At 74.4% G+C, this 21,549-nt stretch carries 19 protein-coding genes and 1 pseudogene; 8 read left to right on the top strand and 12 right to left on the bottom strand.

The features are described from left to right. Nucleotides 1–141 precede the first annotated feature (141 nt). Nucleotides 142–792: a hypothetical protein gene (locus ACLE50_RS10825; protein WP_410943326.1), complete on the bottom strand. Its 651-nt coding sequence runs from the start codon at nt 790–792 to the stop codon at nt 142–144. 121 nt (nt 793–913) lie between these two features. Further along, the gene (locus ACLE50_RS10830) at nt 914–1,543 is read right to left on the bottom strand and encodes a TetR family transcriptional regulator C-terminal domain-containing protein (protein ID WP_410943327.1); all 630 of its coding nucleotides are present in this window, start codon (nt 1,541–1,543) and stop codon (nt 914–916) included. Between the two features lie 223 nt (nt 1,544–1,766). Between ACLE50_RS10830 and ACLE50_RS10835 the strand changes: the two genes are divergently transcribed. Continuing rightward, the gene (locus ACLE50_RS10835; RefSeq protein ID WP_410943328.1) at nt 1,767–3,197 is read left to right on the top strand and encodes an MFS transporter; all 1,431 of its coding nucleotides are present in this window, start codon (nt 1,767–1,769) and stop codon (nt 3,195–3,197) included. A 195-nt stretch (nt 3,198–3,392) separates the two neighbouring features. Here the strand turns inward: ACLE50_RS10835 and ACLE50_RS10840 are convergent, their stop codons facing one another. Beyond that, the gene (locus tag ACLE50_RS10840) at nt 3,393–3,854 is read right to left on the bottom strand and encodes a MarR family winged helix-turn-helix transcriptional regulator (RefSeq protein ID WP_410943329.1); all 462 of its coding nucleotides are present in this window, start codon (nt 3,852–3,854) and stop codon (nt 3,393–3,395) included. Nucleotides 3,855–3,931: 77 nt separating this feature from the next. Here ACLE50_RS10840 and ACLE50_RS10845 point away from each other — a divergent pair, with 77 nt between their 5' ends. Both ACLE50_RS10845 and ACLE50_RS10850 read left to right on the top strand, forming a co-directional pair. Beyond that, nucleotides 3,932–4,609 carry a DUF4386 domain-containing protein gene (locus ACLE50_RS10845; RefSeq protein WP_410943330.1) on the top strand — a complete coding sequence of 226 codons (678 nt, stop codon included), beginning with the start codon at nt 3,932–3,934 and terminating at the stop codon, nt 4,607–4,609. After that, a complete protein-coding gene (locus tag ACLE50_RS10850; protein ID WP_410943331.1) occupies nt 4,606–5,412 on the top strand; it encodes an LLM class flavin-dependent oxidoreductase in 807 nt (268 codons plus the stop codon). The genes ACLE50_RS10845 and ACLE50_RS10850 overlap by 4 nt, the downstream gene beginning before the upstream one ends. A 272-nt stretch (nt 5,413–5,684) precedes the next feature. Here the strand turns inward: ACLE50_RS10850 and ACLE50_RS10855 are convergent. Next, nucleotides 5,685–6,626 (bottom strand): annotated as a pseudogene (locus ACLE50_RS10855) (bile acid:sodium symporter family protein); the annotation flags it as partial. Nucleotides 6,627–6,719: 93 nt separating this feature from the next. Here ACLE50_RS10855 and ACLE50_RS10860 point away from each other — a divergent pair. The 3 genes from ACLE50_RS10860 (at nt 6,720) to ACLE50_RS10870 (ending at nt 9,388) form a co-directional block, all read left to right on the top strand. Beyond that, the gene (locus ACLE50_RS10860; RefSeq protein ID WP_410943332.1) at nt 6,720–7,595 is read left to right on the top strand and encodes a LysR family transcriptional regulator; all 876 of its coding nucleotides are present in this window, start codon (nt 6,720–6,722) and stop codon (nt 7,593–7,595) included. A gap of 78 nt (nt 7,596–7,673) precedes the next feature. Further along, on the top strand, nt 7,674–8,468 hold the full coding sequence (locus ACLE50_RS10865) for a transporter substrate-binding domain-containing protein (protein ID WP_410943333.1): 795 nt from the start codon (nt 7,674–7,676) through the stop codon (nt 8,466–8,468). 35 nt (nt 8,469–8,503) lie between these two features. Further along, on the top strand, nt 8,504–9,388 hold the full coding sequence (locus ACLE50_RS10870; RefSeq protein ID WP_410943334.1) for an NmrA family NAD(P)-binding protein: 885 nt from the start codon (nt 8,504–8,506) through the stop codon (nt 9,386–9,388). A 5-nt stretch (nt 9,389–9,393) separates the two neighbouring features. Here the strand turns inward: ACLE50_RS10870 and ACLE50_RS10875 are convergent, their stop codons facing one another. Together ACLE50_RS10875 and ACLE50_RS10880 are read right to left on the bottom strand one after the other, a co-directional pair. After that, nucleotides 9,394–11,352: a VWA domain-containing protein gene (locus ACLE50_RS10875; RefSeq protein WP_410943335.1), complete on the bottom strand. Its 1,959-nt coding sequence runs from the start codon at nt 11,350–11,352 to the stop codon at nt 9,394–9,396. Then, on the bottom strand, nt 11,345–12,739 hold the full coding sequence (locus tag ACLE50_RS10880; RefSeq protein ID WP_410943336.1) for an ATP-binding protein: 1,395 nt from the start codon (nt 12,737–12,739) through the stop codon (nt 11,345–11,347). Before ACLE50_RS10880 ends, ACLE50_RS10875 begins: the two co-directional genes overlap by 8 nt. Before the next feature lie 147 nt (nt 12,740–12,886). Here ACLE50_RS10880 and ACLE50_RS10885 point away from each other — a divergent pair, with 147 nt between their 5' ends. Further along, nucleotides 12,887–13,510 carry a TetR/AcrR family transcriptional regulator gene (locus ACLE50_RS10885; RefSeq protein ID WP_410943337.1) on the top strand — a complete coding sequence of 208 codons (624 nt, stop codon included), beginning with the start codon at nt 12,887–12,889 and terminating at the stop codon, nt 13,508–13,510. Beyond that, nucleotides 13,507–14,679 (top strand): oxygenase MpaB family protein, encoded by a 1,173-nt coding sequence (locus tag ACLE50_RS10890; protein WP_410943338.1) that lies wholly within the window; start codon nt 13,507–13,509, stop codon nt 14,677–14,679. Before ACLE50_RS10885 ends, ACLE50_RS10890 begins: the two co-directional genes overlap by 4 nt. 27 nt (nt 14,680–14,706) lie before the next feature. Here the strand turns inward: ACLE50_RS10890 and ACLE50_RS10895 are convergent, their stop codons facing one another. The 6 genes from ACLE50_RS10895 to ACLE50_RS10920 all read right to left on the bottom strand — a co-directional run bounded on the left by ACLE50_RS10895 (nt 14,707) and on the right by ACLE50_RS10920 (nt 21,513). Then, entirely contained in the window at nt 14,707–15,492 is a 786-nt protein-coding gene (locus ACLE50_RS10895) for a DUF6885 family protein (protein WP_410943339.1), read from the bottom strand. Between the two features lie 3 nt (nt 15,493–15,495). After that, nucleotides 15,496–16,878 (bottom strand): type I glutamate--ammonia ligase, encoded by a 1,383-nt coding sequence (locus ACLE50_RS10900; protein ID WP_410943340.1) that lies wholly within the window; start codon nt 16,876–16,878, stop codon nt 15,496–15,498. A 22-nt stretch (nt 16,879–16,900) separates the two neighbouring features. Further along, the gene (locus tag ACLE50_RS10905) at nt 16,901–17,806 is read right to left on the bottom strand and encodes a M56 family metallopeptidase (RefSeq protein WP_410943341.1); all 906 of its coding nucleotides are present in this window, start codon (nt 17,804–17,806) and stop codon (nt 16,901–16,903) included. Nucleotides 17,807–17,891: 85 nt separating this feature from the next. Next, a complete protein-coding gene (locus tag ACLE50_RS10910) occupies nt 17,892–18,233 on the bottom strand; it encodes a BlaI/MecI/CopY family transcriptional regulator (RefSeq protein ID WP_410943342.1) in 342 nt (113 codons plus the stop codon). Between the two features lie 122 nt (nt 18,234–18,355). Next, a complete protein-coding gene (locus ACLE50_RS10915) occupies nt 18,356–19,096 on the bottom strand; it encodes an enoyl-CoA hydratase (RefSeq protein ID WP_410943343.1) in 741 nt (246 codons plus the stop codon). Next, nucleotides 19,093–21,513 (bottom strand): FUSC family protein, encoded by a 2,421-nt coding sequence (locus ACLE50_RS10920; RefSeq protein WP_410943344.1) that lies wholly within the window; start codon nt 21,511–21,513, stop codon nt 19,093–19,095. Before ACLE50_RS10920 ends, ACLE50_RS10915 begins: the two co-directional genes overlap by 4 nt. Nucleotides 21,514–21,549 lie beyond the last annotated feature (36 nt).

Here is a 21,549-nt window from a genome sequence, read left to right on the forward strand (position 1 = left end):
TACCTGCGGTGTCGGAAGCTACTCACGATGCCGAACGTCCGCGGGTGCCTGGGGATTCCTGACCGGCGCCGGGCCGCGTCACATCCGGCGGTGCATGGTGAGTTCAGCTCACCAAGATCCACCGACTGGGTGCCGGGACCGTCACGCGCGAGCTGATTCAGGCATGCTGTCGGTAATGGTCCGCCACGACCTGCTGCGGGTGAACCCGACCGGGCGGGCACCGGCGGAGCCGCTTATGAGGTCATCGGCGGCGGCGCTGCGGGAGGCAGTGGTCATCGCCTGGTGGGAGGCCGTGTCGCTCCACTCGGCCACGTTGAGCACCCGGGATCCGGACACGCTGAGGTAGAAGGTCGCCGAAAGCATTCCCGGGGCAGATTCCCGCCGTCGGCCAAGCGCGAGCATGGCGTCCATCCACCGGTGGGCCGAGGCAGAGTCGTCGGAATCGATATCGACCAGAACCAGACAACCGGTCGTGGTGTCGGCCACTTGGACGCCATCGTAGACGCGATAGACCTCTACCCCGAGGCGCTGGACACCGGGTGCAACCTCGTCGACCGCAGCGGCCCACTGATTCTTGGCCGTTGCGGTGAACCCGCGGGCTGCGCGGTCGTTGCGCCAGTGCGACAGGTGCAGCACCCTCGTCCCGTCCTCGGCGGCGATGGCGGTGTAGGACTCCAAGCCGGGCGGCCATCCCACGGTGTTCCAGGCCGCAACTGCGGCGTCGATTGCGTCGGCTTGCTGCTCGGGTGCTCCGACCCGCCAGCGCCCCAGCACCAGAACGGCATCGCTCATCGGGAGTCCTACCTCCTGCTACTGGCGACCTCGAGGACCCGGCGCACCTCGCATGGACCGTCGCGGGATTCGCAGTCCCGAACATATGTTCCGCGATCTGTCTACGGCCGCTGACCTGTGGTCACCCGCCGGCGTCTGGGGATTGGTACAGCGCGGCGACGGCACCGAGGATCTGAGCGCGGGCGCTGTCTGCGGTGATGACACCGATGAGGACATAGTAGGCCAGGCCTTCGGCCAGCGCAGCCAGGCTGGTTGCCGCGGTCTCGGGAGCGATATCCGGATCGATAGCGCCGGCGCGCTGGTCGCGGCAGACCAACTCGGAGAGATCGTGCTGATGTAGGCGGCGATACTGTTCGCGTAGTCGGGCGGCGATGTCGTCGTGATGTAGCGCCAGCGCGGTGAACGACTGCCGAAACTGCACGTGCGCCCGGCTCGCTTCGTCGTGTGGGATCAGGTCGGTGAGTACCACGCTCAGGACGTCTCGCGGCTCGGCAGCGTGTTGGTCACCTCCGAGGTTCTCGGTGATCCGGGCGGTGCTGGCGGCGTTGACACGCTCGAACGCGGCGCCCAGCAGGTCGGTCATGGTCGGGAAGTAGTGCTGCACTCGCCCGGGAGAGACTCCCGCCGCGGCGGCCACGCTGGCTTGCGACACCGCCGACACCCCGCGCGCCGCGGCCACGGACAGAACCGCATCGATCACCTCGCTGCGACGCTGCTCGTGTGCCGCACCAGTACCGCGCGTCCGGGCCACCCCTGCACCTCCTCGATGTGAGCCCATCGTTTTGACCAGTACAGCAGATTCTTCTATCGTCGACGCGACGGTACTCCGATGCGGCCACATCGATTTGTTGTCGGTTGTGGATCGCGGCTCTGCGCCGGACGGAAGGCGAGCAACTGTGGATGAATCGGGGACCGACAACGCGGACATCTCTCGGGCCAACAGCGCCCCCGGCCGGGCGGCAGGGGTGTGGCTTGTGCTGGTGGTGTCGTGCGCTGCTGAGTTCATGGTCGTCCTCGACGCCTCGGTCGTGAACGTGGCACTGCCTGCGATCCAGGCCGGGCTGGGATTCGATCCGACCGGTCTGCAGTGGGTGGTCACGAGCTACGCGCTGGTGTTCGCTGGGTTTCTACTGCTCGGTGGGCGCCTAGCCGACCTGTACGGGCGGCGTCGCGTGTTTCTCGCCGGCTTGCTGGTGTTCACCGCGGCCAGCGTGGCCGGTGGCCTGGCCGTCTCTCCGGCGATGCTGGTGATCTCGCGCGGAGTGCAGGCCCTCGGTGCCGCGGTGCTGGCCCCGGCCAGCCTGACGATCCTGACCACGACTTTCACCGAGGGGCCACGACGGGTGCGGGCACTGGCGATCTGGACCGCGCTGGCTTCTGCCGGGGGCGCCGCAGGCAGCCTGCTCGGCGGGGTCCTGACCGAGTACCTGACCTGGCGGGCCACCCTGCTGATCAATCTTCCGATCGGCGCAATCGCGCTGCTGCTCGCCGCCCGCGCGCTGACCGGCGACCGGAGCGAGTCCCGCAGGACCCCCGGCTATGGCGCCGACGGCGGTGAGCCGACGCGGCGTCTCGACATGCCCGGTGCCGTGGCCGCTACCGTCGGCCTGGTCGCGCTGACCTTCGCCGTCTCCGGCGCACACGCACGCGGCTGGAGTTCGTCGACAACCCTGGCCGCGCTCGCAGTGGCCGTCGTCGGACTCGCTGTGTTCGTCGCCGACGAGGGCTGGTGGTCGCCTACCCCACTGGTGCCGCTACGACTGTTCCGCCTGCGCGCGATCATCGTCGGTAACGTAGCGATGCTGCTGGCCGGGGTGACCCTGATGCCGATGTGGTACTTCCTCTCGCTCTACATGCAACTGAGCTTGCACCTGTCCGCGCTGGATACCGGGCTCGGGTTCCTGCCCCATACCCTGGTCACCGTCCTGGTCGGCGCCTGGCTCGCCCCACGGCTCATGGCCCGCATACCCGCCCGCACGCTACTCGCGGCCGGCTCGCTGCTGGCCGCGGCCGGGTTCTGGTGGCAGAGCCGTATCGCCCCCACCGACACCTACCTGTCCGGGGTCCTCGGACCCGCGGTGGTCATGTCGGTTGGCTGCGGGTTGCTCAACACCCCGCTGACCACCCTGGTCACCTCCGGAGTCGCCGGCGACGACGCCGGTGCCGCCTCCGGTCTGATGAACAGCACCAAGCAGGTGGGCGGAGCGCTCGGCCTCGCCGCCCTGCTCACCGTCGGCGCCGCGGCTACCAGCACTGGGCACCTCGAGCAGGGCGACCCGGCCGAGCTCATCGCCGCGTTCTCCACCGCCTTCGCGGTGATGGCCCTGCTCATGACCGCAGTTGCGGTACTCGCCGCCGTGCTGCCCGCGCCCCGACACCAACGATGCGACTCCGGCACCAGATAGAGGACCCCTCACCGGACGCTTCCGCGACATCTCTCGGCCTGACGACCGGCAGACCGAGATCAGCCTGCATATGGGACGACGGCAGCGCGCGCCGCTGCATCGTCCAGCGGCACCTCTCGTCCGCGAACTGGGTCGCCCCCCATCACCTCGACCAGGCCCTGCACTGGTTCGCGGGCTTCATGCCCGGCCCCCGCGTCACACCTGCCGGTAGCCCGGGTGCACGCCGGGAGTGAGGCCCTGGTCGTCGGCGATGCGGGTGAGCAGCCGGTGCAGGGTGGCGCGCTCGGTGTCGTCGAGGGCGGCGAGCAGGGCGTCGTCGTGGGCGTGCGCGACCCGGCCGATCCGGCTCAGCATCGCCTCCCCCGCGTCGGTGAGGTGCAGCGCGTGCAGCCGCCGGTCGTCGGGGTTGCGGCGACGCTCCAGCAGGTCCCGGTCGGCGAGCCCGTCGACGAGTGCGACGAGCCGGCTGGCCGGCATACCCAGGTGCGTGGCGAGGGCCTGCTGCGAGCGGCCCGGCTCGACGGCGACCGCGCGCAGCAGCCCGGTCTGCGGCGGCGTGAGGTCCAGCGCGGCGACCCGCTCGGCGTAGCGGGCGGCGGCGTGCGCCCCGATCTGGGCGAGCAGGAACGCGGAACCGGCGCGCGGGATCGTCGTCACCGCTCGACCGTATCAGTTGACAAACGGTGTACACAGATAATCGTTCAGTACTGTAACGACTATCGAGGTGAACGATCATGGCGACCATCGCGTCCGACCGCCCCGTCCCGCTCGCCACCGGCGGCCCTCCGCTGCTCGTCCCCGCCGCCGCGCTCACGGTGCTCACCGTCGCCGGTGCGGTGCTCGGGGGAGCCGGGCCGCGCCCGGACACGGCTCCGGCGGAGGTCCTGGCCTACGACCTCGCCCACCCCGGCACTCTCGGCCTGGGCGCGGCGCTGCTGTTCGGTTCGGCGTTCCCGCTGGTCGTCTACGCCGCGACCGCGCTGCGCCGGATGGAGCGCCTCGGTGCCGCCGTCCCCGGCCCGCTGATCGGCTACGCGGGTGCGGTGCTCGCCGCGGCGTCGCTGTCGGTGAGCGCACTGGCCTCGTTCGTCGCGGCGCGGACCGTCTCGCTCGGCGATGTCACGCTCGCCCGGACGCTGGCCTGGGTCTGGTTCGGTGCCGGCGGGCCCGGGTTCGCCGCGCCGATGGGGCTGCTCGTGCTCGGCCTGGCCGTACCGGCGCTGCTGTTGCGGCTGATCCCCCGCCCGCTCGCCGTCGCCGGGATCGTGATCGGCGTGCTCGCGCTGCTGAGCGTGTTCTCCCTGGCCGCCGACGTTCTGTACCCGCTCGTCCCGGTCGGCCGGTTCGGCGGTCTGCTGATGCTGCTCGGGTTCGCGCTCACCCTGCCCACGCGCCCGGCCGGTGCCCGGTGAGCGCCCCGTTCCGGTTCGGCGTGATCGCGGCCGCGCACGGTTCCGGCGACGCGTGGACCGCACGGGCCCGCCGGGTCGCCGAGCTCGGCTACTCCACCCTGCTCACCCCGGACAACCTCCCGGCGCACGAACCGCTGCTCGCTCTGGCCACGGCGGCGGCCGCGGCGCCGACGCTGCGGGTGTGCCCGTTCGTGCTGGCTGCGCCGCTGCGGACCCCGGCGTCGGTCGCCTGGCAGGCCACGTCGCTGACCGCGCTCACCGGTGGACGGTTCGAGCTGGGCCTGGGCACCGGCCGTCCGGACGCCCGCGACGAGGCGGCGGCGCTCGGCATGTCCTGGGGCACGGGGGCGGAGCGTCTGGCCGCGGTGCGCGCCGCCGTCGACGCGACGCGCGAACGGTCACCGGCGACCCCGGTGGTGCTGGCCGCGTCCGGCCCGAAGGCGCTCGCGACGGCTGCGGAGATCGCCGACACCGTGTTCCTCGCGGCCCGGCCCACCACCTCGCGGGACGAGGTCGTCGCGATGGCGGCGGTGGTGCGCGCGGCCGGGCGCGAGCCGGAGATCGGGATGAACCTGTTCGCCGTCGGCGACGACGTGCCTGAAGAAATGCTGCGCTGGGCCGGACCGGGTGCGGCCGAGGCGCTCGCCGACCCGGACAGCCTGGTGCGGCTACGCGGGACCCCGACGGCGATGGCCGACGAGCTGCGCCGCCGCCGCGACACGCTCGGGGCCGGCTACTTCGCGGTGTCCGAGGGCGGGGCGGAGGCGCTGGCGCCGGTGGTGGAACTGCTGAGCGGCACCTGAGACGCCGCACCGTGCTCTGCTCACCACCACTCGACGTCGAGCTTGGACTCGATGTCGCGCACGTGCTGCCGGGCGCAGGCCGGGCACAGCCACGACGTGCGGCCCCGCTCGTCGCGGTCGGAGACCCAGCCCAGCACGCTCGCACCGGCGGCGTCGCCGGGACGGGCGGAGCCGCAGAGCCTGCAGGCCGTGGGCGCGGTGGTGGTCACCGCCGTGATGCTGCCGCAGCCGTGGCCGCCGCCCGGGGTCGGCTCCTCATCGAGGTGTGCGCGGCGGCGGCCGAGCCGGTTCGCGATCGTCGCGCAGGCCATGAGCTGGATCTGGTGGAACAGCATCACCGGCAGCACGACCATCGCCGCGGCCGGGCCGCCGAACAGGACACCGGCGATCGGCAGGCCGCTGGCCAGCGACTTCTTCGACCCGCAGAACACGATCGCGATCCGGTCCGCGGCGTCGAAGCCGAGGGCGCGGGAACCGAGCGCGGTGATCACGAGTGCCAGCACCAGCAGCAGCACACAGACGGCCAGCAGCGTCACCAGCGACACCGGGGTCAGCGCCCGCCAGGTCCCGGCGACCACACCCGCGCTGAACGCCGAGTACACGACCAGCAGGATCGAGCCTCGGTCGACGAGGTTGAGCCGCTTGCGGTGCCGCGCCACCCAGCCCCCCACCAGTGGCCGGGCCAACTGTCCCGCGAGGAACGGGACGAGCAGCCGCAGCGCGATGTCGCCGATGCTCGACAGGTCGATGCCGCCGCTGGTGGCCAGCAGCAGCGCCGCGAGCAGCGGGGTCACGACGACACCGAGCACGTTCGACACCGACGCGGCCACGATCGCCGCCGGCACGTTGCCGCGGGCGATCCCGGTGAACGCGATCGAGGACTGCACCGTCGAGGGCAGGCAGCACAGGAACACCACGCCGGTGGCCAGCGACGTCGGCAGCAACCATTGGGGCAGCGCAAGTGCGGCCAGACCGAGCAGGGGGAAGACGACGAACGTCGCAGCGAGCACCGTCGAATGGAGCCGCCAGTTCCGCAGCCCGCCGAGCGCCTCGGCGGCGGAGAGCCGGGCTCCGTAGAGGAAGAACAGCAGCGCGATCGCGACCGTCACGGCCACGTCGACGCCGTCGGCCACCGCGCCGCGGGCCGGCAGCAGCGCCGCCACCCCGACGGTGGCCAGCAGCAGGACGAGGAACGGATCGGGACGGACGCGCATGGCACCGATTCTCGACGCACCGCTGCCATCCGGAAACCGGCTCACCACGATGAGTGTCAGCGTAGAACGTGATGACCGGTCTACGCTGGTGAGGTGCTGGATCCGGTACTGCTGCGCTCGTTCACCGCGGTCGCGCGGCTGCGCAGCTTCACCGCCGCCGCCCGGGCCCTCGGACTGGGCCAGTCGACGGTCAGCCAGCACGTCCGGAAGCTGGAGGCGGTGGTGGACCGTCCGCTGCTGGACCGGGACACCCACACCGTCGTCCTCACCGCGGACGGCGAGGCCATGCGCGCGTTCGCGGCCACCATCCTCGACGCCGGCGACCGCGCGCTCGCGCACTTCCGGGCATCACGGGTGCACGGCCGCGTCCGGTTCGGTGTCTCGGAGGACCTGGTGCTCGCCAGCCTGCCCGCGGTGCTGGCCGAGTTCCGGCACCGCCACCCCGACGTCGACGTCGAGCTGACCGTCGGGCTCGCCGCGCAGCTCGAACGCGGCCTCGGCGACGGCGAGCTGGACCTGGTCTACGCCAAGCGCCCACCCGGCCCGGACGACGGCCGCTCGGTCGTCCGGCGGGACCGGTTCGTCTGGGTGGCCGCACCCGGATTCCGGCTCCGGCCCGACGACCCGGTGCCGCTGCTGGCCTATCCCCCGCCGAGCCTGTCGCGCACCGAGGCCGTCGGGGCGCTGGAGACGGCAGGGCGCGCGTGGCGGATGGCCTGCACCAGCGGGTCGCTGTCCGGGCTGCGCGCCGCCGCCCTCGCCGGGCTCGGGGTGCTCGCGCACGCCGGCACGCTCGTCCCGGACGGGCTCGAACCGCTGCCGCCCAGGGCCGGGCTGCCCGAGCTGGGCCCGGTCGACGTCGTGCTGCTGCGGGGGCGGCGGGCCTCGGAGCCTGCCGAGGCGCTGGCCCGCAGCATCGCCGACGCCGAGGTCGACCGGTCCCCGACGCCACCGCTGCCCCGGCGCTGAACGGCACTGAACGGCACTGGGCAGAGCCGCGGACCACCGAGCAGCCCGGACTCCCGGCCGACCGCCTAGAGTCCGGCCGTGCGCCGATGCCCAGCCGTACTCGTGCTCCTGCTGCTGCTCGCTGCGCTGACCGGCTGCGGCGGCGCGGCACCGGACGCCTCCGCCGGGTCACCCACACTGGACCGGATCGCGCGGTCGCACGAGCTGCGGGTCTGCTCCACCGGCGACTACCGCCCCCTCACTCACCTCGACCGCGGAACCTGGCGCGGCATCGACGTCGACATGGCGGCCGACCTCGCGGGGAAGCTCGACGCGAAGGTGACCATGGTGCCGACGACCTGGAAGACCCTCACCGACGACGTCGTCGCCGGGCGCTGCGACATCGCCGTCGGCGGGGTGTCGGTGACCCCCGACCGCGCGGCGAAGGCCGCGTTCACGATCCCCTACCTGCGCGACGGGAAGACCCCGATCGTCCGCTGCCCGGACGTCGCGAGGTACTCCACGGTCGAGCAGATCGACCGCCCCGGCGTGCGGGCCGTGGTCAACCCCGGCGGCACCAACGAGCGGTTCGCCCGCGAGCACCTGACGAAGGCGACGATCGTGCCCTACCCGGACAACAACACGATCTTCGACGCCGTCGCCGACGGCCGCGCCGACCTCATGGTCACCGACGCGATCGAGACCCGCTGGCAGGCCGCCCAGCACAAGGGCGTCCTGTGCTCGGTGCACCCCGACCAGCCGTTCACCGACTCGCAGAAGGCGTACCTGACCCCGCCCGGCGACCCGGCCTTCACCGAGCGCGTCAACGGGTGGCTGCGCACCGCCCTCGACGACGGCACCTGGGAGCGGTTCGCCCGTCCCTGGCTCGGCTGACCGTTCCTGTCAGGGGTCCGTGCCACGGTGCCTGCATGCGGATCGTGGTGACGACACCGACCGGGAACGTCGGCTCGCGGGTGCTCCGGCTCCTGGTGCAGGCCGGGGTGCGACCGGTGGCCCTCGTGCGCGACCCGGCCCGGCTGCCGCCGGACCTGACCGGGTTCGTCGAGGTGGCGCAGGCCGACCAGACCGACGGCGACGCCGTCCTGCGCGCGACGGCGGGGGCGGACCGGCTGTACTGGGTGAACCCTCCGGGGCCGCCCGGTTCGGATCCGATGGAGCAGCACGCCGCCTGCGCGGAGGTGGTGGCCGCGGCCGTCCGGGAGAACGGGATCGGCGGCACCGTGTTCCAGAGCAGTGGCGGCGCGGAGCGGCGGCACTGCACCGGCGACATCGACGGGCTCGGTGCGACCGAGGAGGCGCTCGACGCCACCGGGGCACCGGTCCTGCACCTGCGCTGCGGCTACTTCACGACGAACCTGTTGATGTCGGCGGCGGAGATCGCGGACGGCACGCTGTCCACGCCGTGGCCGCTGGACCATCCGTTGCCCTGGGTGGATCCGCGCGACATCGGCGACGTGGCCGCCGTGCGGCTGCTCGGCCCCGCGTGGACGGGCCGGAGCGTCCAGGGTGTGCACGGCCCCGAGGACCTCTGCTTCGCGCAGGCGGCGGACGTGCTGACCGGCGTGCTCGGGCACCCGGTGCGCCCGGTGCACCTGCCCGACGCCGAGTTCCGCGCGATGCTCGCCGGTGCCGGGATGAGCCCGCCCGAGGTCGACGCCGTCGCCGGCATGGCCGCCGGGCTGACCGACGGCATCGCCCCCGAGCCACCGCGGGACGCGACGACCACCACGCCGACGTCGCTGCGGTCGTGGGCCGCGGAGCACCTGCGCGAGGCCGTCGCGTCCGGCCCTTGACCGGGTCAGCCCGTCCGCTTGCGCAGGTAGTCCGAGACCACCTCCGCGCCGAGGCCGTCGAGGTCGGGGTGCACGACCCGGCCGCCGCAGCGCCGTGCGAGCCGGTCCATGAACGCGGCCAGGCCCGGGTCGTCACCGAGCACGAAGAACGTGAACTGGGCGTCGATGCCGATCAGGCGGTCCAGGCCGTCGACGGTGGCGCGCAACGTGTACGGGCTCGGCGGGTAGTCGAAGTAGGCCTCGCCGTCACGTTCCAGGTGCGCGGTCGGCTCCCCGTCGGTGACGACCAGCACGACCGGGGTCGCGTCCGGCTGACGGGCCAGGCGCTCCCGGGCCAGCAGCAGCGCGTGGTGCAGGTTCGTGCCCTGCATGTACACGCCCTCCATGCCGACGAGCTCACCCAGGTCGACGGTCTGCGCATGCCGCCCGAAGGTGATCAGCGAGAGGTCGTCGCCGCGGAACCGGGTGGAGATCAGCTGGTGCAGCGCCAGGGCGGTGCGCTTCATCGGCACCCAGCGGCCCTCGGCGACCATCGACCACGACGTGTCGACCAGCAGCGCCACCGCGGCGCGGGTCCGTTGCTCGGTCTCGACGATCTCGACGTCGGCCACGTCGAGCGCACGGTCGTCCCCGCCGGCCCGGCGGAGCTGGGCGTTGAGCAGGGTCCGCGGCACCGACCAGGCCTGGGTGTCGCCGAACTCCCACGGCCGGGTCGCACCGTTCGCGTCGCCTGCGGCGCCGGAACGACGGGTCTCCCGCGCACCCTGCCGGGACGCGATCCGGTCCGCGACGTCGCGCAGCACCGACTGCCCGAGCGTCCGCAACGCCTTGGGCGACAACATCAGCGAGCCGTCCGGTGCCCGTCGGAACAGGTCCTGGCGCTGCAGCTCGCGCTCCAGCTCGGCCAGCGTGCGTGCGTCCGCGGCGGCCTCCGGGCCGAGCGCCTCGGTCAGCGCGTCGAGATCGACGTCCTCCATCCGCGCGCCCGGGTAGCTCTGTGCCAGCTGCTCGGCGAGCGCGTCCAGCTGCCCGAGCTCCTCCAGGGCCCGGGTGGCCTCCCCCATGCCCATCGGGTTGCCGCCGCGGAAGTCGCCCTGCCCCGACCAGTCCTCCCCCGGGCGCAGCCCCTGCAGCTGCGCGTCGAGCCGGGACAGCGACTCCGCCAGTCGCGGGTCGCCGAACGCCTGCTGGGACAGCTCGGCGAGTTCGGCCCGCTGTTCGGCCGACATCGAGTTCAGCATCCGCTGCGCGGCCGCGGAGCGGGCGGCGAGCGCGTCGATCAGCTCGTCGGTGTTCTGCGGGTTCTCCGGGAAGTGCTCGCCGTGTTTGCGCATGAACTCGGCGAACCGCTCGGTGGTGTCCTCGCCGCGGGCATGGTGGTCGAGCAGCTCGTTGAGGTCGCCGAGCATCTCGTTGATCTGCTCGACGTCCTCCGGTGTCGCGTTCTGCATGGCCTGTTTCATGCCCTGGAACCGCTGGTCGAGCAGCTCCCGGCCGAGCAGGTCACGGATCTCGGAGTACGCCTCGCGGGCGTCGGAGGAACGCCAGTCGTAGGCACCCAGCTCGCGGACCGCGCCACCGGTGTCGTTCGGGAGCGCGTCGAGCTGCATCTCGCGGAACCGGGCGTCGTCGGAGTTCTCGTTGCCCAGCGCTTCCCGCTCGGCGGCCAGCGCCCGGTCCAGCAGCTCCCGGACCTCCTGCAGCGTGCCGTCGATCCGGTTGTCGCGCTGCAGGTCCCGGCGCCGCTCCCAGACACGGCGGGTCAGGTCGTCGAGCCCGCGACGGCCGTCGAGACCCCGGCGGAGCAGCTCCTGCAGCGCCTGGCGCGGCGAGGAGCCCTCCATGACGTCGCGGCCGATCTCGTCCATCGCGGACCGGATGTCGAAGGGCGGCGCCAGCGGGTCGGGCCCGCCGGCGTAGGGACCGTAGGCGTAGCGCCGCGTGCGGCGCCGCGGATCAGCCATAGGACACCGTGTCGCCGTCGTCGGATTCGTCCTTGGCCAGCTTGCGGGTCAGGAACAGGTACTCCAGCGCCAGCTCCGCGGCCGAGGCCATCGGGCCGGGGTCCTCTGTGCCGGCCGCCCCGAGCCGGGACGCGATCTCGGTCAGCGCCTCCACCTGCGGCAACGCGGCGACGACGTCGCGGGCCGGGACGCGCTCACCGGTACGGACCGGGCGGGTCGAGACCTCCACGGCGAACTCGTCGAGGTCGATGCCGCGCAGCGCGAACCGGGCGGTGTCGGCGGTCGCGCGGCGCAACAGGTGCTCGAGCACCTCGTCCTCGCGTCCCTCCTCCCCCGACGCGAACTCGACCTTGCCGCGGAGCACCGACGGCACCGACTCCAGGTCGACGGGACGGGCGAACGCGCGCTCCTCCCCGACGATCGCGGCCCGGCGCAGCGCGGCCGCGGCGACGGTCTCGGCGGCGGCGACGGAGAACCGCGCGGACACCCCCGAGCCCTGGTCGACCGCGGAGGACTCGCGCAGGTGCCGGGTGAACCGGGCGACGACCTCCAGCAGGTGCCGCGGCACCTCGGCCTCCAGCTCCGCCTCCTGCTCGATGAGGTCGATCTCCGGGGCCAGCTCCAGCGGGTAGTGCGTGCGGACCTCGGCACCGAACCGGTCCTTGAGCGGGGTGATGATCCGCCCGCGGTTGGTGTAGTCCTCCGGGTTCGCGGACGCGACGAGCAGCACGTCCAGCGGCAGCCGCAGCGTGTAGCCGCGGACCTGGATGTCGCGCTCCTCCATCACGTTGAGCAGCGCGACCTGGATGCGTTCGGCCAGGTCGGGCAGCTCGTTGATCGCGACGATGCCGCGGTGCGCCCGCGGGACGAGACCGAAGTGGATGGTCTCCGGGTCGCCCAGCGAGCGGCCCTCGGCGACCTTGACCGGGTCGACGTCGCCGATGAGGTCGGCGACCGCGGTGTCCGGGGTGGCGAGCTTCTCGGTGTAGCGCTGCTCGCGGTGCACCCAGGCGACCGGGAGGTCGTCGCCGAGCTCCTCGGCGCGCCGGAGCGAGGCGGGGGTGATCGGTGCGTAGGGGTGCTCGCCGATCTCGGAGCCCTCGATGACGGGGGTCCACTCGTCGAGCAGGTTCGCCAGGGAGCGCAGCAGGCGGGTTTTACCCTGCCCGCGCTCCCCGAGCAGGACGACGTCGTGGCCGGCGATCAGGGAGCGCTCCAGCTGCGGGACCACGGTGTCCTCGAATCCGAGGATGCCGGGCCAGGGGTCGCGGCCCTCCCGCAGGGCGGCGAGCAGGTTGTCGCGGATCTCGTGCTTCACGGGCCGCAGTTCGTGGCCGGAGGCGCGCAGGGCGCCGAGGGTGCGGGGAAGGTCTGGTGTGACGGGCACGATTTCCACGCTACGCCCGGGGCGGGGACACGGCGCGCGGTCGCACGGTCGCCGCCGTGAACACCACCTTGAAAACTGTCGGTGCGTACAGATAGTTTCCTGTGCGGGCCGTCACACGGCCCGACGACGAGGTGAGGAAGGCGGCCGATGGCGCTCAGCGGGACCGGCAGCGGCACCGACGGACGGCGTCGCCGCGGTGAGGACACCCGGCGCGCGCTCGTCGACGCCGCCGTCGGCGTGGTCACCGCGGGCGGGTTCGACGCGCTGACCCTGCGCGAGGTCGCCGGACGGGCCGGTGTGTCCGCGGCGTCGGCGACCTACCACTTCGGGACGGCGTCGGCGCTGCTCGCCGCGGTCGTCGCCGAGCTGGAGGAGCGGGCCGCCGGGCGGCTCGCGGCGCTGACCCGGCGCAACCGCGCCGGCGAGCTGACCCTGCTCGACGCGTGCACCGCGTACCTGGTGGACCTGCTCGGACCGCAGCGCCCGATGTTCCTCGCCACCCTGGAGCTGCGGATCCGGGTGGCCCGCGACCCCGGCCGCGAGGACGAGGGTGAGCAGGGCGCAGGCGTCGTCGACCTCATCCAGGACCACCTCGGCAACCGCGAGCGCGCCCGCGAGCTCTACAGCGCGGTGTTCGGCGTCGCGGCGCTCGGCGCGCTGGCCGCCGTCCCCCCGTCCGAGGCCGAGCTGCGGGCCCGGATGGCGCGGCTGCTCACCGCCGCCGGTCTGCCTGCCGACGGCTCCCCGACCGACGAGGACCCCGCGTCGTGACCGACCTGGACAGGGCCGACACGGGCCGACCTCACGGCATCCGGACCGGGAAGCCCGCCTCCGACCCGGCCGCACGCGCCCGGCACACCGGCGACCCGCTCGCCGACGCCGTCGTCGCCGCGATGCGCGCCGCGGCCCCGGAGCGGGCCCGGGAGCTGCGCACCGAGCTCGACCGGGGCATCCGGCACGGTCTCGCGTCGCTGGACGACCCGGCACCGGAGAGCGCCGCGCTGCTCCGCTCGGCGGAGTCCCTGCCGCCGGACACCGATCCCGCGCTGCTCGATACGGGTGCGCTGCCGTTGTTCACCTCGCCGCCCGCAGTGCACACGCTGTCCTTGTCGGCCGGGGCGCTGCTGCGCACCTACGGCTCCCCCTCGATCGCGGTGCTGCTCGGCACCACCGGCCGGCTCGTCGACGGCGCGGCCCGGCGGATCACCGAGACCGGCCGCTGGGTGCTCTGCGCGACACTGCCCGGCGGGCTGCGCCCGGGAGCGCCCGGCTACGTCGCGACCCTGCAGGTCCGGATGCTGCACGCGCACATGCGCGCCCTGGCCCGCAGCCGCGGTCACGACGAGGCCCGCCACGGCGTCCCGATCAACCAGATCGACCTCGCCCGGACCTGGCTGGATTTCACGCTGGTGTCGCTGCGTGCCGAGGCCGCCATCGGTTTCGACCTCACCGACGACGAGATCACCCAGGTCTACGCCTACTGGCGGGTCCTCGCCCACCAGCTCGGCATCGACCCGGAGCTGGTCGGCGGGGTCACCGATCACACGAGCGCGGCCCGGCTCGACGCGCTGGTCAGCCGGGCCACCGGCCCGCCCGGCCCGGAGTCCCGGGTGCTCGCCGGGGCACTGGTCGGGGCGGTCGCGGCGCTGCTGCACGGCTCGCTGCGGCTGCCCGAGCCGGTCGGGCGGCGGCTGCTGCAGGTGCTGGCCCGCCGCTTCCACGGCCCGGTCGTCGCCGACGCCCTGGGGATGCGCCGCTGCGTCCCGCTGGACCTGCTCGTCGGGGTGGCGGCCTGGATCGTGCGGGCCCGGCGGGCCCGCATGCGGTGCACCCCGGGTGCGGTCGCGGCGCGGCACGAGCGGTACGTGGCCGTCACCCGCGCGATCGTCGACGGCGACGCGACCGGTCCGGCCCTGTTCCAGAACTTCCGCCCGAGCTGAGCGCCCCGGGTACGGGGATCCCCGGGGTCACCGGTCCGGGGTGCCGTTGTCCCACCACTCGACCCGCATCCCCGCCGCCCGCACGGCGGCGCGGACCCCGTCGCGGTGCCCGGCGCCGGTGACCAGCACCAGCCCGCCGGTGGCGCTGCGTCCACGGGCCAGCGCCGCCGCGACCCGCGGCAGTGGCTGCCGGTGCCGGCCGTCGTCGCCGAGCTGCGGGTAGGTGTCGGCGACGGCGAGCAGCACCCCGCCCGGGCCGTCCTCACGGCCGTAGAGCACCACGAAGTGCCCGGCCTTCCAGTCCGCGCGCGGCAGGCCGCGGTCGTCACCGGTCTCCAGGAACGCCTCCAGCTCCGCCGCCGGGGTGTGCGTGGAGGCGAACCAGCTGGTCACGACGTTGGCGAGCGGCACGACCGGGATGCCGGTGAGGCCGTCGAGCAGCACCCGGAGCCGGTCAGGGGTCCAGGTCCCGGTCGCCGGGACCGCGGCCAGTGCCCCGCCGGAGAGCTCCTCCACCGCGCGGCCCACCCCCGGTGCGGATGTCCCGGCGGCGGCCTCCGAGCCCGCGTGCGGCACCCCGTCCCAGGCGTCGGTGCGTGCTGCGGCGCCGGGCGGCCGGGCCGCGGGGACGTCCTGCGGCCAGATCGCGGTGCCGGCGACCCGGGCGAACGCGGCGACGTCCGGGGCCCGCCCGGTCAGCGCGACGACCGCGAGCCGCGCGGTGAACGGGCCGCACAGCTGGTCCGGCTGGGGCAGGGCCGCGGCGTGCGCGGCCAGCAACGGCTCGACGCCGACGAAGGGCACGAACGCCACGGCTCAGTACCGGAACCGGAACGCGGCCAGGACGTCGTCGACCGAGCGGTCGGCGGCGAACGCGGCGTCGGCCGCCCGCACCGCGGCGAACGCGCCCGCGAGCTCCTCCCCCAGCGCCCCGGTGACCCGCGGGCTGCCGGCCAGCGCGGCGGCCTGCTCGTCGGGGGTGGTGGGCAGGGCGACGATCCCGGCGGCGTCGCGCTCGGCGCCGGACCAGGCGCCCGGGTCGGTGCCGACCGGATCGGGCAGGGTCGCGCCGTCGGCGATCCCGGCCAGCCCGGCGGCGATCACCGCGGCCTGCGCGAGGTACGGGTTGGCCGAGGCGTCGGAGGCCTTGAGCTCGACGTTCGCCGCGTCCGGGCCCAGCAGCGGCGTCGCCGGGACCAGGCGCAGCGCGGCCTCCCGGTTCTGCACACCCCAGAAGGCGTAGGCGGCGGCGAAGAACCCGGGGCGTCGCCGGTGCAGCGACCCGACGCTCGGCGCGGTCACCCCGGCCAGCGCGGGCAGGTCGCGCAGCAGCCCGGCGACCCAGGCGGCGCCGTCGGCGGTGAGCCCGGCCGGGCCGTCGCCGCCGGAGAGCAGGTTGACCCCGTCCCGGGACACCGAGGTGTGCAGGTGCCACCCGTTCCCGGCCGAGGACCGCGACGGCAGCGGCGCGAAGCTCGCCCGCAGCCCGTGCGCGGCCGCGGCGGCGTGCACCGTCTGGCGGGCCAGCAGCTGGCGGTCCGCGGCGGTCACCGGGTCGGTGGCGGCGATCGAGAACTCCAGCTGTGCCGGGCCGAACTCGGCGTGGAACTGCCCGATCGGCACGCCGTTCTCCGCCAGGTCCGACAGCAGCCGGGTGACGAAGCCGTCCAGCCCGACCAGCGCGTTCGGCCCGTAGACGGGGCCGGTGAACGCGGGCACCGGGGGTTCGGCGCCGTCGTCGGTGTAGAGGGCGAACTCGATCTCGTAGCCGGCGCGGACGGCCAGCCCGGCGTCGGCGACCGCGGCGACCTGGCGCTCCAGCACCGCGCGCGGGTCGTAGGGCCAGGTCCCGCCGTCGGCGTCGAGCAGCCTGCCCGGCGCCCAGGCCAGCCCGGGCCGCCCGGCGAGCGCGACGACGCCGTCCGGGCCGGTGCCGGGCAGCAGCCGCACGTCCCCGGACGGCGTGTCCAGACCGGGGGCGTCGAAGGTGATGCCGTCCTGGGAGTCGAACACCGCGAACAGCGTGGTCACGCCGACCCCGCGGGTCGCGACGGCGGGCAGCTCGGTCACCGGGACGGTGCGGGATCGCAGCACGCCGTTGTTGTCGGCCCAGCCGATCTGCACCCCGACGACACCCTGGTCGGCCAGCGCGCGGGCCCGCGCCTCGAATCCCGAGCTGTCGACACCGGAGACGCTCATGCGCCGACCCTAGTGGCCCGCCTCAGGGCACCGCGAGCAACACGACCGGGGCCGCCACGATCGCCGCGGCGAGGGTCCGCACGACCCACCGCGTCGTGACCGGCAGCGGCTCCGGCGGGCTGGTGACCCGGTCGATCCGGGCGTCGAGCGCCTCGGAGAACGACGTCAGCGCCGCCGCCGGGGCGGACCCGCCGACGGCCTTGAGCGCCGTCGCCAGCTCGGTGGGGTCGCAGAGCTTGCGGGCGACGTCGTCGGCCCGCATCTCGATCAGCTGTGCCACCGCGACCTGTGCGCAGATCATGCCGCGCACGAACGGCGCCGTCGCCCCCCACGCCACGAACGGCAGGACCACGAGGTCGTGGCGTTCCCGCAGGTGGGCGCGCTCGTGGGCGAGGACGGCGATCACGCCGGGGGTGTCGAGGGCGTCGAGCACCCCGGCGGAGACGACCAGCCGTGGCCGCCGCCCGGGCAGGCAGTACGCGACCGGCATCGGATGGTCGAGCACCCGGGTCCCGGCGACGTGCGGCCACGGCGTCGCGAGCACGTCGAGCAGGTCGCGGTGGCGCCGCCGGGCCCGCACCGTCCGGAATGTGGTGACCGCCAGCACCGACAGCAGCCGCGACAGCAGCCCGAACGCGGCCAGCAGCGCGACCACGTGCAGCACGTCGAGCTGGACGGGGAACCAGCCCCCGGACACCGAGGACGCGAGCCGGGCGAACGCGACGGGCAGGGTGTCACCGAGCGGCGCGAGCCCGTAGGCGAGTCCGGCGCCGAACAGCGAGATCCCGCCGGCGAACCCGACGGCCTGCCACAGCACCAGCGCGACGACCGGGTCCCGCCCGGGCCACTGCGCGCGGGCCAGCGCACGGCTGACCGGCTCGGCGAGCGCGACGCCGAGCAGCAGCAGACCGAGCGCGGTCAGTTCCATCGCGACTCATCGTGGACGACACGCGGCGACCGCGCCGCACCGGCCCGGGGGAACAGGCGGGTGGGCGGAACGCCGAGGAGGCCGCTCAGCCCAGCAGGTCGCGCAACCGGGCGCGTTCGGCCTCCGACATCGAGCCCAGGAACCGGGCCAGCGCCGCACCCCGGTCGGAGGCGTCGTCGAGGGCGTCGCTCATCAGCTCGGCGATGTGGTCCTCGCGGCTGCCGGCGGGCCGGTAGTGGTGCGCGCGGCCGTCCCGGATCCGCTGGACGAGGTGCTTGCGCTCGAGCCGGCCGAGCACCGTCAGGACGGTGGTGGTGGCGAGCTCGCGGTCGGCGAGCTGGTCCTGCACCTCGCGGGCGGTGACGTCCCGGTCGGTGTTCCACAGGACGTTCATGACCGCTCGTTCGAGCTCCCCCAGCGTCGTCACGCCTCCGATGCTACCGGGCCGTTCTACCCCGGGTAGAACGGGGAATGCGGCCTGCATCACACCGGGGCGGGACTCGGCGGTCCCGGGCTCAGCGGCCCCGGAACTTCAGCGATCCCGGAACTTCAGCGACCCCGGAACTGCGGAGTGCGCTTCTCCGCCCGGGCGGTGCGGCCCTCGGCGATGTCCTCGGCCTGCCAGCAGGCCTCGAACTCCGCCCCCAGGCTCGCGAGCGCCTCCACCCCGGTGGTGCCGTCACGGCCGAACGCGTTCGCGGCGCGCTTGTTGTAGGCCAGGGTCAGCGGCGCCATCGTCGCGACGTCCGCGGCGAGGGCCTCGGCGGCCGCCCGGTCCCCGGAGACGTCGGCGAGCCCGCGGGCCAGGGCGCTGCCGGCGTCGACGGTGCCGCAGGCCAGCAGCAGGTGCCGCGCGGTCGCGCCGCCTGCGATCTGGACGAGCCGCTCGATCGTCCACGGGTCGACGGCCAGACCGAGGCGCGCCGTCGGGAGACCGAACACCGCGTCCGGGCCTGCGACGCGCAGGTCGCAGGCCAGTGCGAGCTGCAGGCCGCCGCCGATCGCGGGCCCGTGCACCGCGGCGATCACCGGCATCGGCAGGTCGGCGATCGCGTGCAGGCCGGCGTAGAGGGCGGTGCGGAAGCCGTCGTCGTAGACCTCGGAGAAGTCCGCGCCCGCGCTGAACGCGGGCCCCCGGCCTGCGACGAGCACGGCGCGGGCGCCGTCGGCACGCACCTGCGCGGCGGCGTCGACGAGCTCGAGGCAGGTGGCGGCGTCGAGGGCGTTGCGCCGGTCGGGGCGGTTCAGCTCGATCAGGCCGACGCCGTCGGCGGTCCTCACGGTGATCACCGGCGGAGCGTATCCCGGGCGGCGACGGCGGCGATCCGCCCGGTCACCGGTTCGTTCCAGTCGCGCCCGCACAGCTCGCGGGCGAGCCCGACGGTGAGCTGGTCGACCCGGCGCAGCATCCCGGCGACGGCGATGAGCTCGTCGCGGGCGGCGCCGTCGGCCCCGGACGCGGCGGTCTCCACCGCGTCGACGACGGTCTCGGCGGTCTCCACCCCGTACGCCGACGGGTCGGTGCCCGGCGGGTGCCTGCGTCGCGCGGGGTCGTCCCAGCCGTCGACGAGGATGCGGCGCAGCCCGTCGAGGTTGGCCCGCACCTGCTCGACGGCCGGGTCGAGCACCGCGGCGGAGCCGGGCAGCGGCGCGGCGGCCGCCTGCGACGCGAGCATCCGCAGGTAGTGGTCCAGCGCCCCCAGCACCCGGGTCGTGTGGTGCACGCCGCGGCGCAGCGGACGCCGGATGACCGGATGCTCCAGCGGCCGCGCCCGCGCCCGCACGACGGCCAGCTCGGCGTCGGCGGCCCGCGCGCACTCCATCGGGTCGGTCCCCGGGCGGCCGAGCAGCCGCTGCGCCGAGCAGGTCAGCGAGGTGCCGAAGGCGCCGAGGACGTCGCTGAGCGCGTCGGCGAACGCGGTGCGCGAGCGGGTCGGCAGGACCAGGAACGCGGCCAGCATCCCCATCGCAGCGCCGGCGGCGGTCTCCTCCACCCGCAGCAGCAGCACGTGCAGGCTGAACTGGCCGATCACGCCGTAGAGCAGGGCGAGCACGGCGGTCAGCCAGAACGCCATCATCGCCTCGGAGATCCGCACCAGGTACAGCGCGAGGAACACGCAGGCGAACAGCAGGACCAGCGACACGATCTCGTCACCGCCCGCGGCGAGCGCGAGCACCATGCCGGCGACGACGCCGCCCGCGGTCCCCACCGCGCGGGCCCAGCCGCGGCTGAGCACGTCGCCGCGGCTGGTGGTCCCGGCGAACACGATGAATGCCGCGATCACCGCCCAGTACCAGCGCGCCGGTGAGATCATCTCGCCGACGACGATCGCCAGGCTGGTCGCGACACCGACCTGCAGCGCCTGGCGGGTGTACTGGCCCAGCCCGGGGCCGGGCGCGGCCGGTTCCGGCTCCGGGACGGGGGCGGCGTGTGTGGGCCCGTCCGGCGACGGCGTCGCGGGCGGGGCGGGGATCTGCGCGTCCGGGTTCCGGGTGGCCGAGTCCGACGCGGCCGGCGTCTGCCCGGCGGGGGTGTGCACCCGGTGCCGGCCGGACCACTCGTGACGGCCCTGCGCCTGCCCGGCGCGCCGCCGCGCCGCGCCCTCCTGCTCGACAGTGCCCTGCGCGGCGTCGGCGAGGCGGGTCACGGCGAGCGCGATCCGCTGCTCGCGGGCGGCCGGGTGGCTGTGCACCGGGCGGCCGGCGATCGGGGCGACGGCGGCCCGCGCGGACTCCAGCAGCGCCGTGACCAGCGGGCGTGCGGTGCCGACGGCGGTGGCCGCGGCCAGCGACCGGACGGCCTCGGCCAGGGCGCTGCGGTCCCCGCGCGGCAGGTCGTCGTGCTGCTCGGCGGAGCGGAGCACGACCAGGGCGAGCTGTTCGGCGGCCAGCTCGGCGTCGACGATCCACTGCCGCAGGCCCGCGGTGCCGCCGGGCACCCCGGCGGTGTCGGACAGCGCGCCGGGCAGAACCCCGGTGCGCCGGTGCGCGGGGTCGCCGCCGGAGTCGTCGAGCCGGTCGGCGACCAGCAGCGAGGTCTCGTTGAGCCGGGTGAGCCGGTGCAGCAGCGCGTCCGGGTCGGGGTCGCGGCCGGACTCCAGCGCCTCCAGCACGGCCAGGGTCAGGGCGTGCAGCCGGGCCTCGAACGCGCGGGTCAGCTCGTCGAGCACCTTCGGGGCGTGCCGGACGAACAGCACGCAGCGCAGCAGATAGGTGCTGCCGATCCCGACGACGACGCCGACCAGCAGCCACGGCAGGTCCGGGAGCCCGAGGTGCAGGAACTGGACGAAGAAGAACGGCACGAACATCGCCATGCCGACCGCGACACCGCGCGGCCCGTACCGGCGGACCGCGACCGCGACCATCATGACCAGCACGAACACGACGTCGGCCAGGTAGCCGCGGTCGGTGAGCAGCGCCGACAGCGTCGCGGCACCAGCGGCCGGGAGCACCAGCAGCGCGGTGGTGACCCGGCGGCGGGCGAGGTCGGGCTCGTCGACGGAGATGTTGACGAACATCGCCAGGATCACTGCGAACATCACGACGCCGACCGACTGCCCGCCGACGATCCGCACGACGGTCATGACGGCCGCGGCGAGGATCATCGCCGCCGTCGCAACCGATGCGAGATGCAACCGGGTGCGGCCCGGATCCGTCCCCGCCACCCAGGAGCGGGCCTCGGCCCATCCACGCCGCAACGCCCTCACCCGGACGAGTCTGGCAGGCGCTGCGGGAGCCCCCGG

The organism is Pseudonocardia phyllosphaerae (assembly GCF_046546475.1).
GTDB lineage: Bacteria > Actinomycetota > Actinomycetes > Mycobacteriales > Pseudonocardiaceae > Pseudonocardia > Pseudonocardia phyllosphaerae.

Coding starts and splice junctions, on each gene's coding strand:
- ACLE50_RS10845 (WP_410943330.1), top strand. CDS start 3,932: ATGGCGACCATCGCGTCCGACCGCCCCGTCCCGCTCGCCACCGGCGGC.
- ACLE50_RS10885 (WP_410943337.1), top strand. CDS start 12,887: ATGGCGCTCAGCGGGACCGGCAGCGGCACCGACGGACGGCGTCGCCGC.
- ACLE50_RS10905 (WP_410943341.1), bottom strand. CDS start 17,806: ATGGAACTGACCGCGCTCGGTCTGCTGCTGCTCGGCGTCGCGCTCGCC.
- ACLE50_RS10900 (WP_410943340.1), bottom strand. CDS start 16,878: ATGAGCGTCTCCGGTGTCGACAGCTCGGGATTCGAGGCGCGGGCCCGC.
- ACLE50_RS10870 (WP_410943334.1), top strand. CDS start 8,504: ATGCGGATCGTGGTGACGACACCGACCGGGAACGTCGGCTCGCGGGTG.
- ACLE50_RS10825 (WP_410943326.1), bottom strand. CDS start 792: ATGAGCGATGCCGTTCTGGTGCTGGGGCGCTGGCGGGTCGGAGCACCC.
- ACLE50_RS10875 (WP_410943335.1), bottom strand. CDS start 11,352: ATGGCTGATCCGCGGCGCCGCACGCGGCGCTACGCCTACGGTCCCTAC.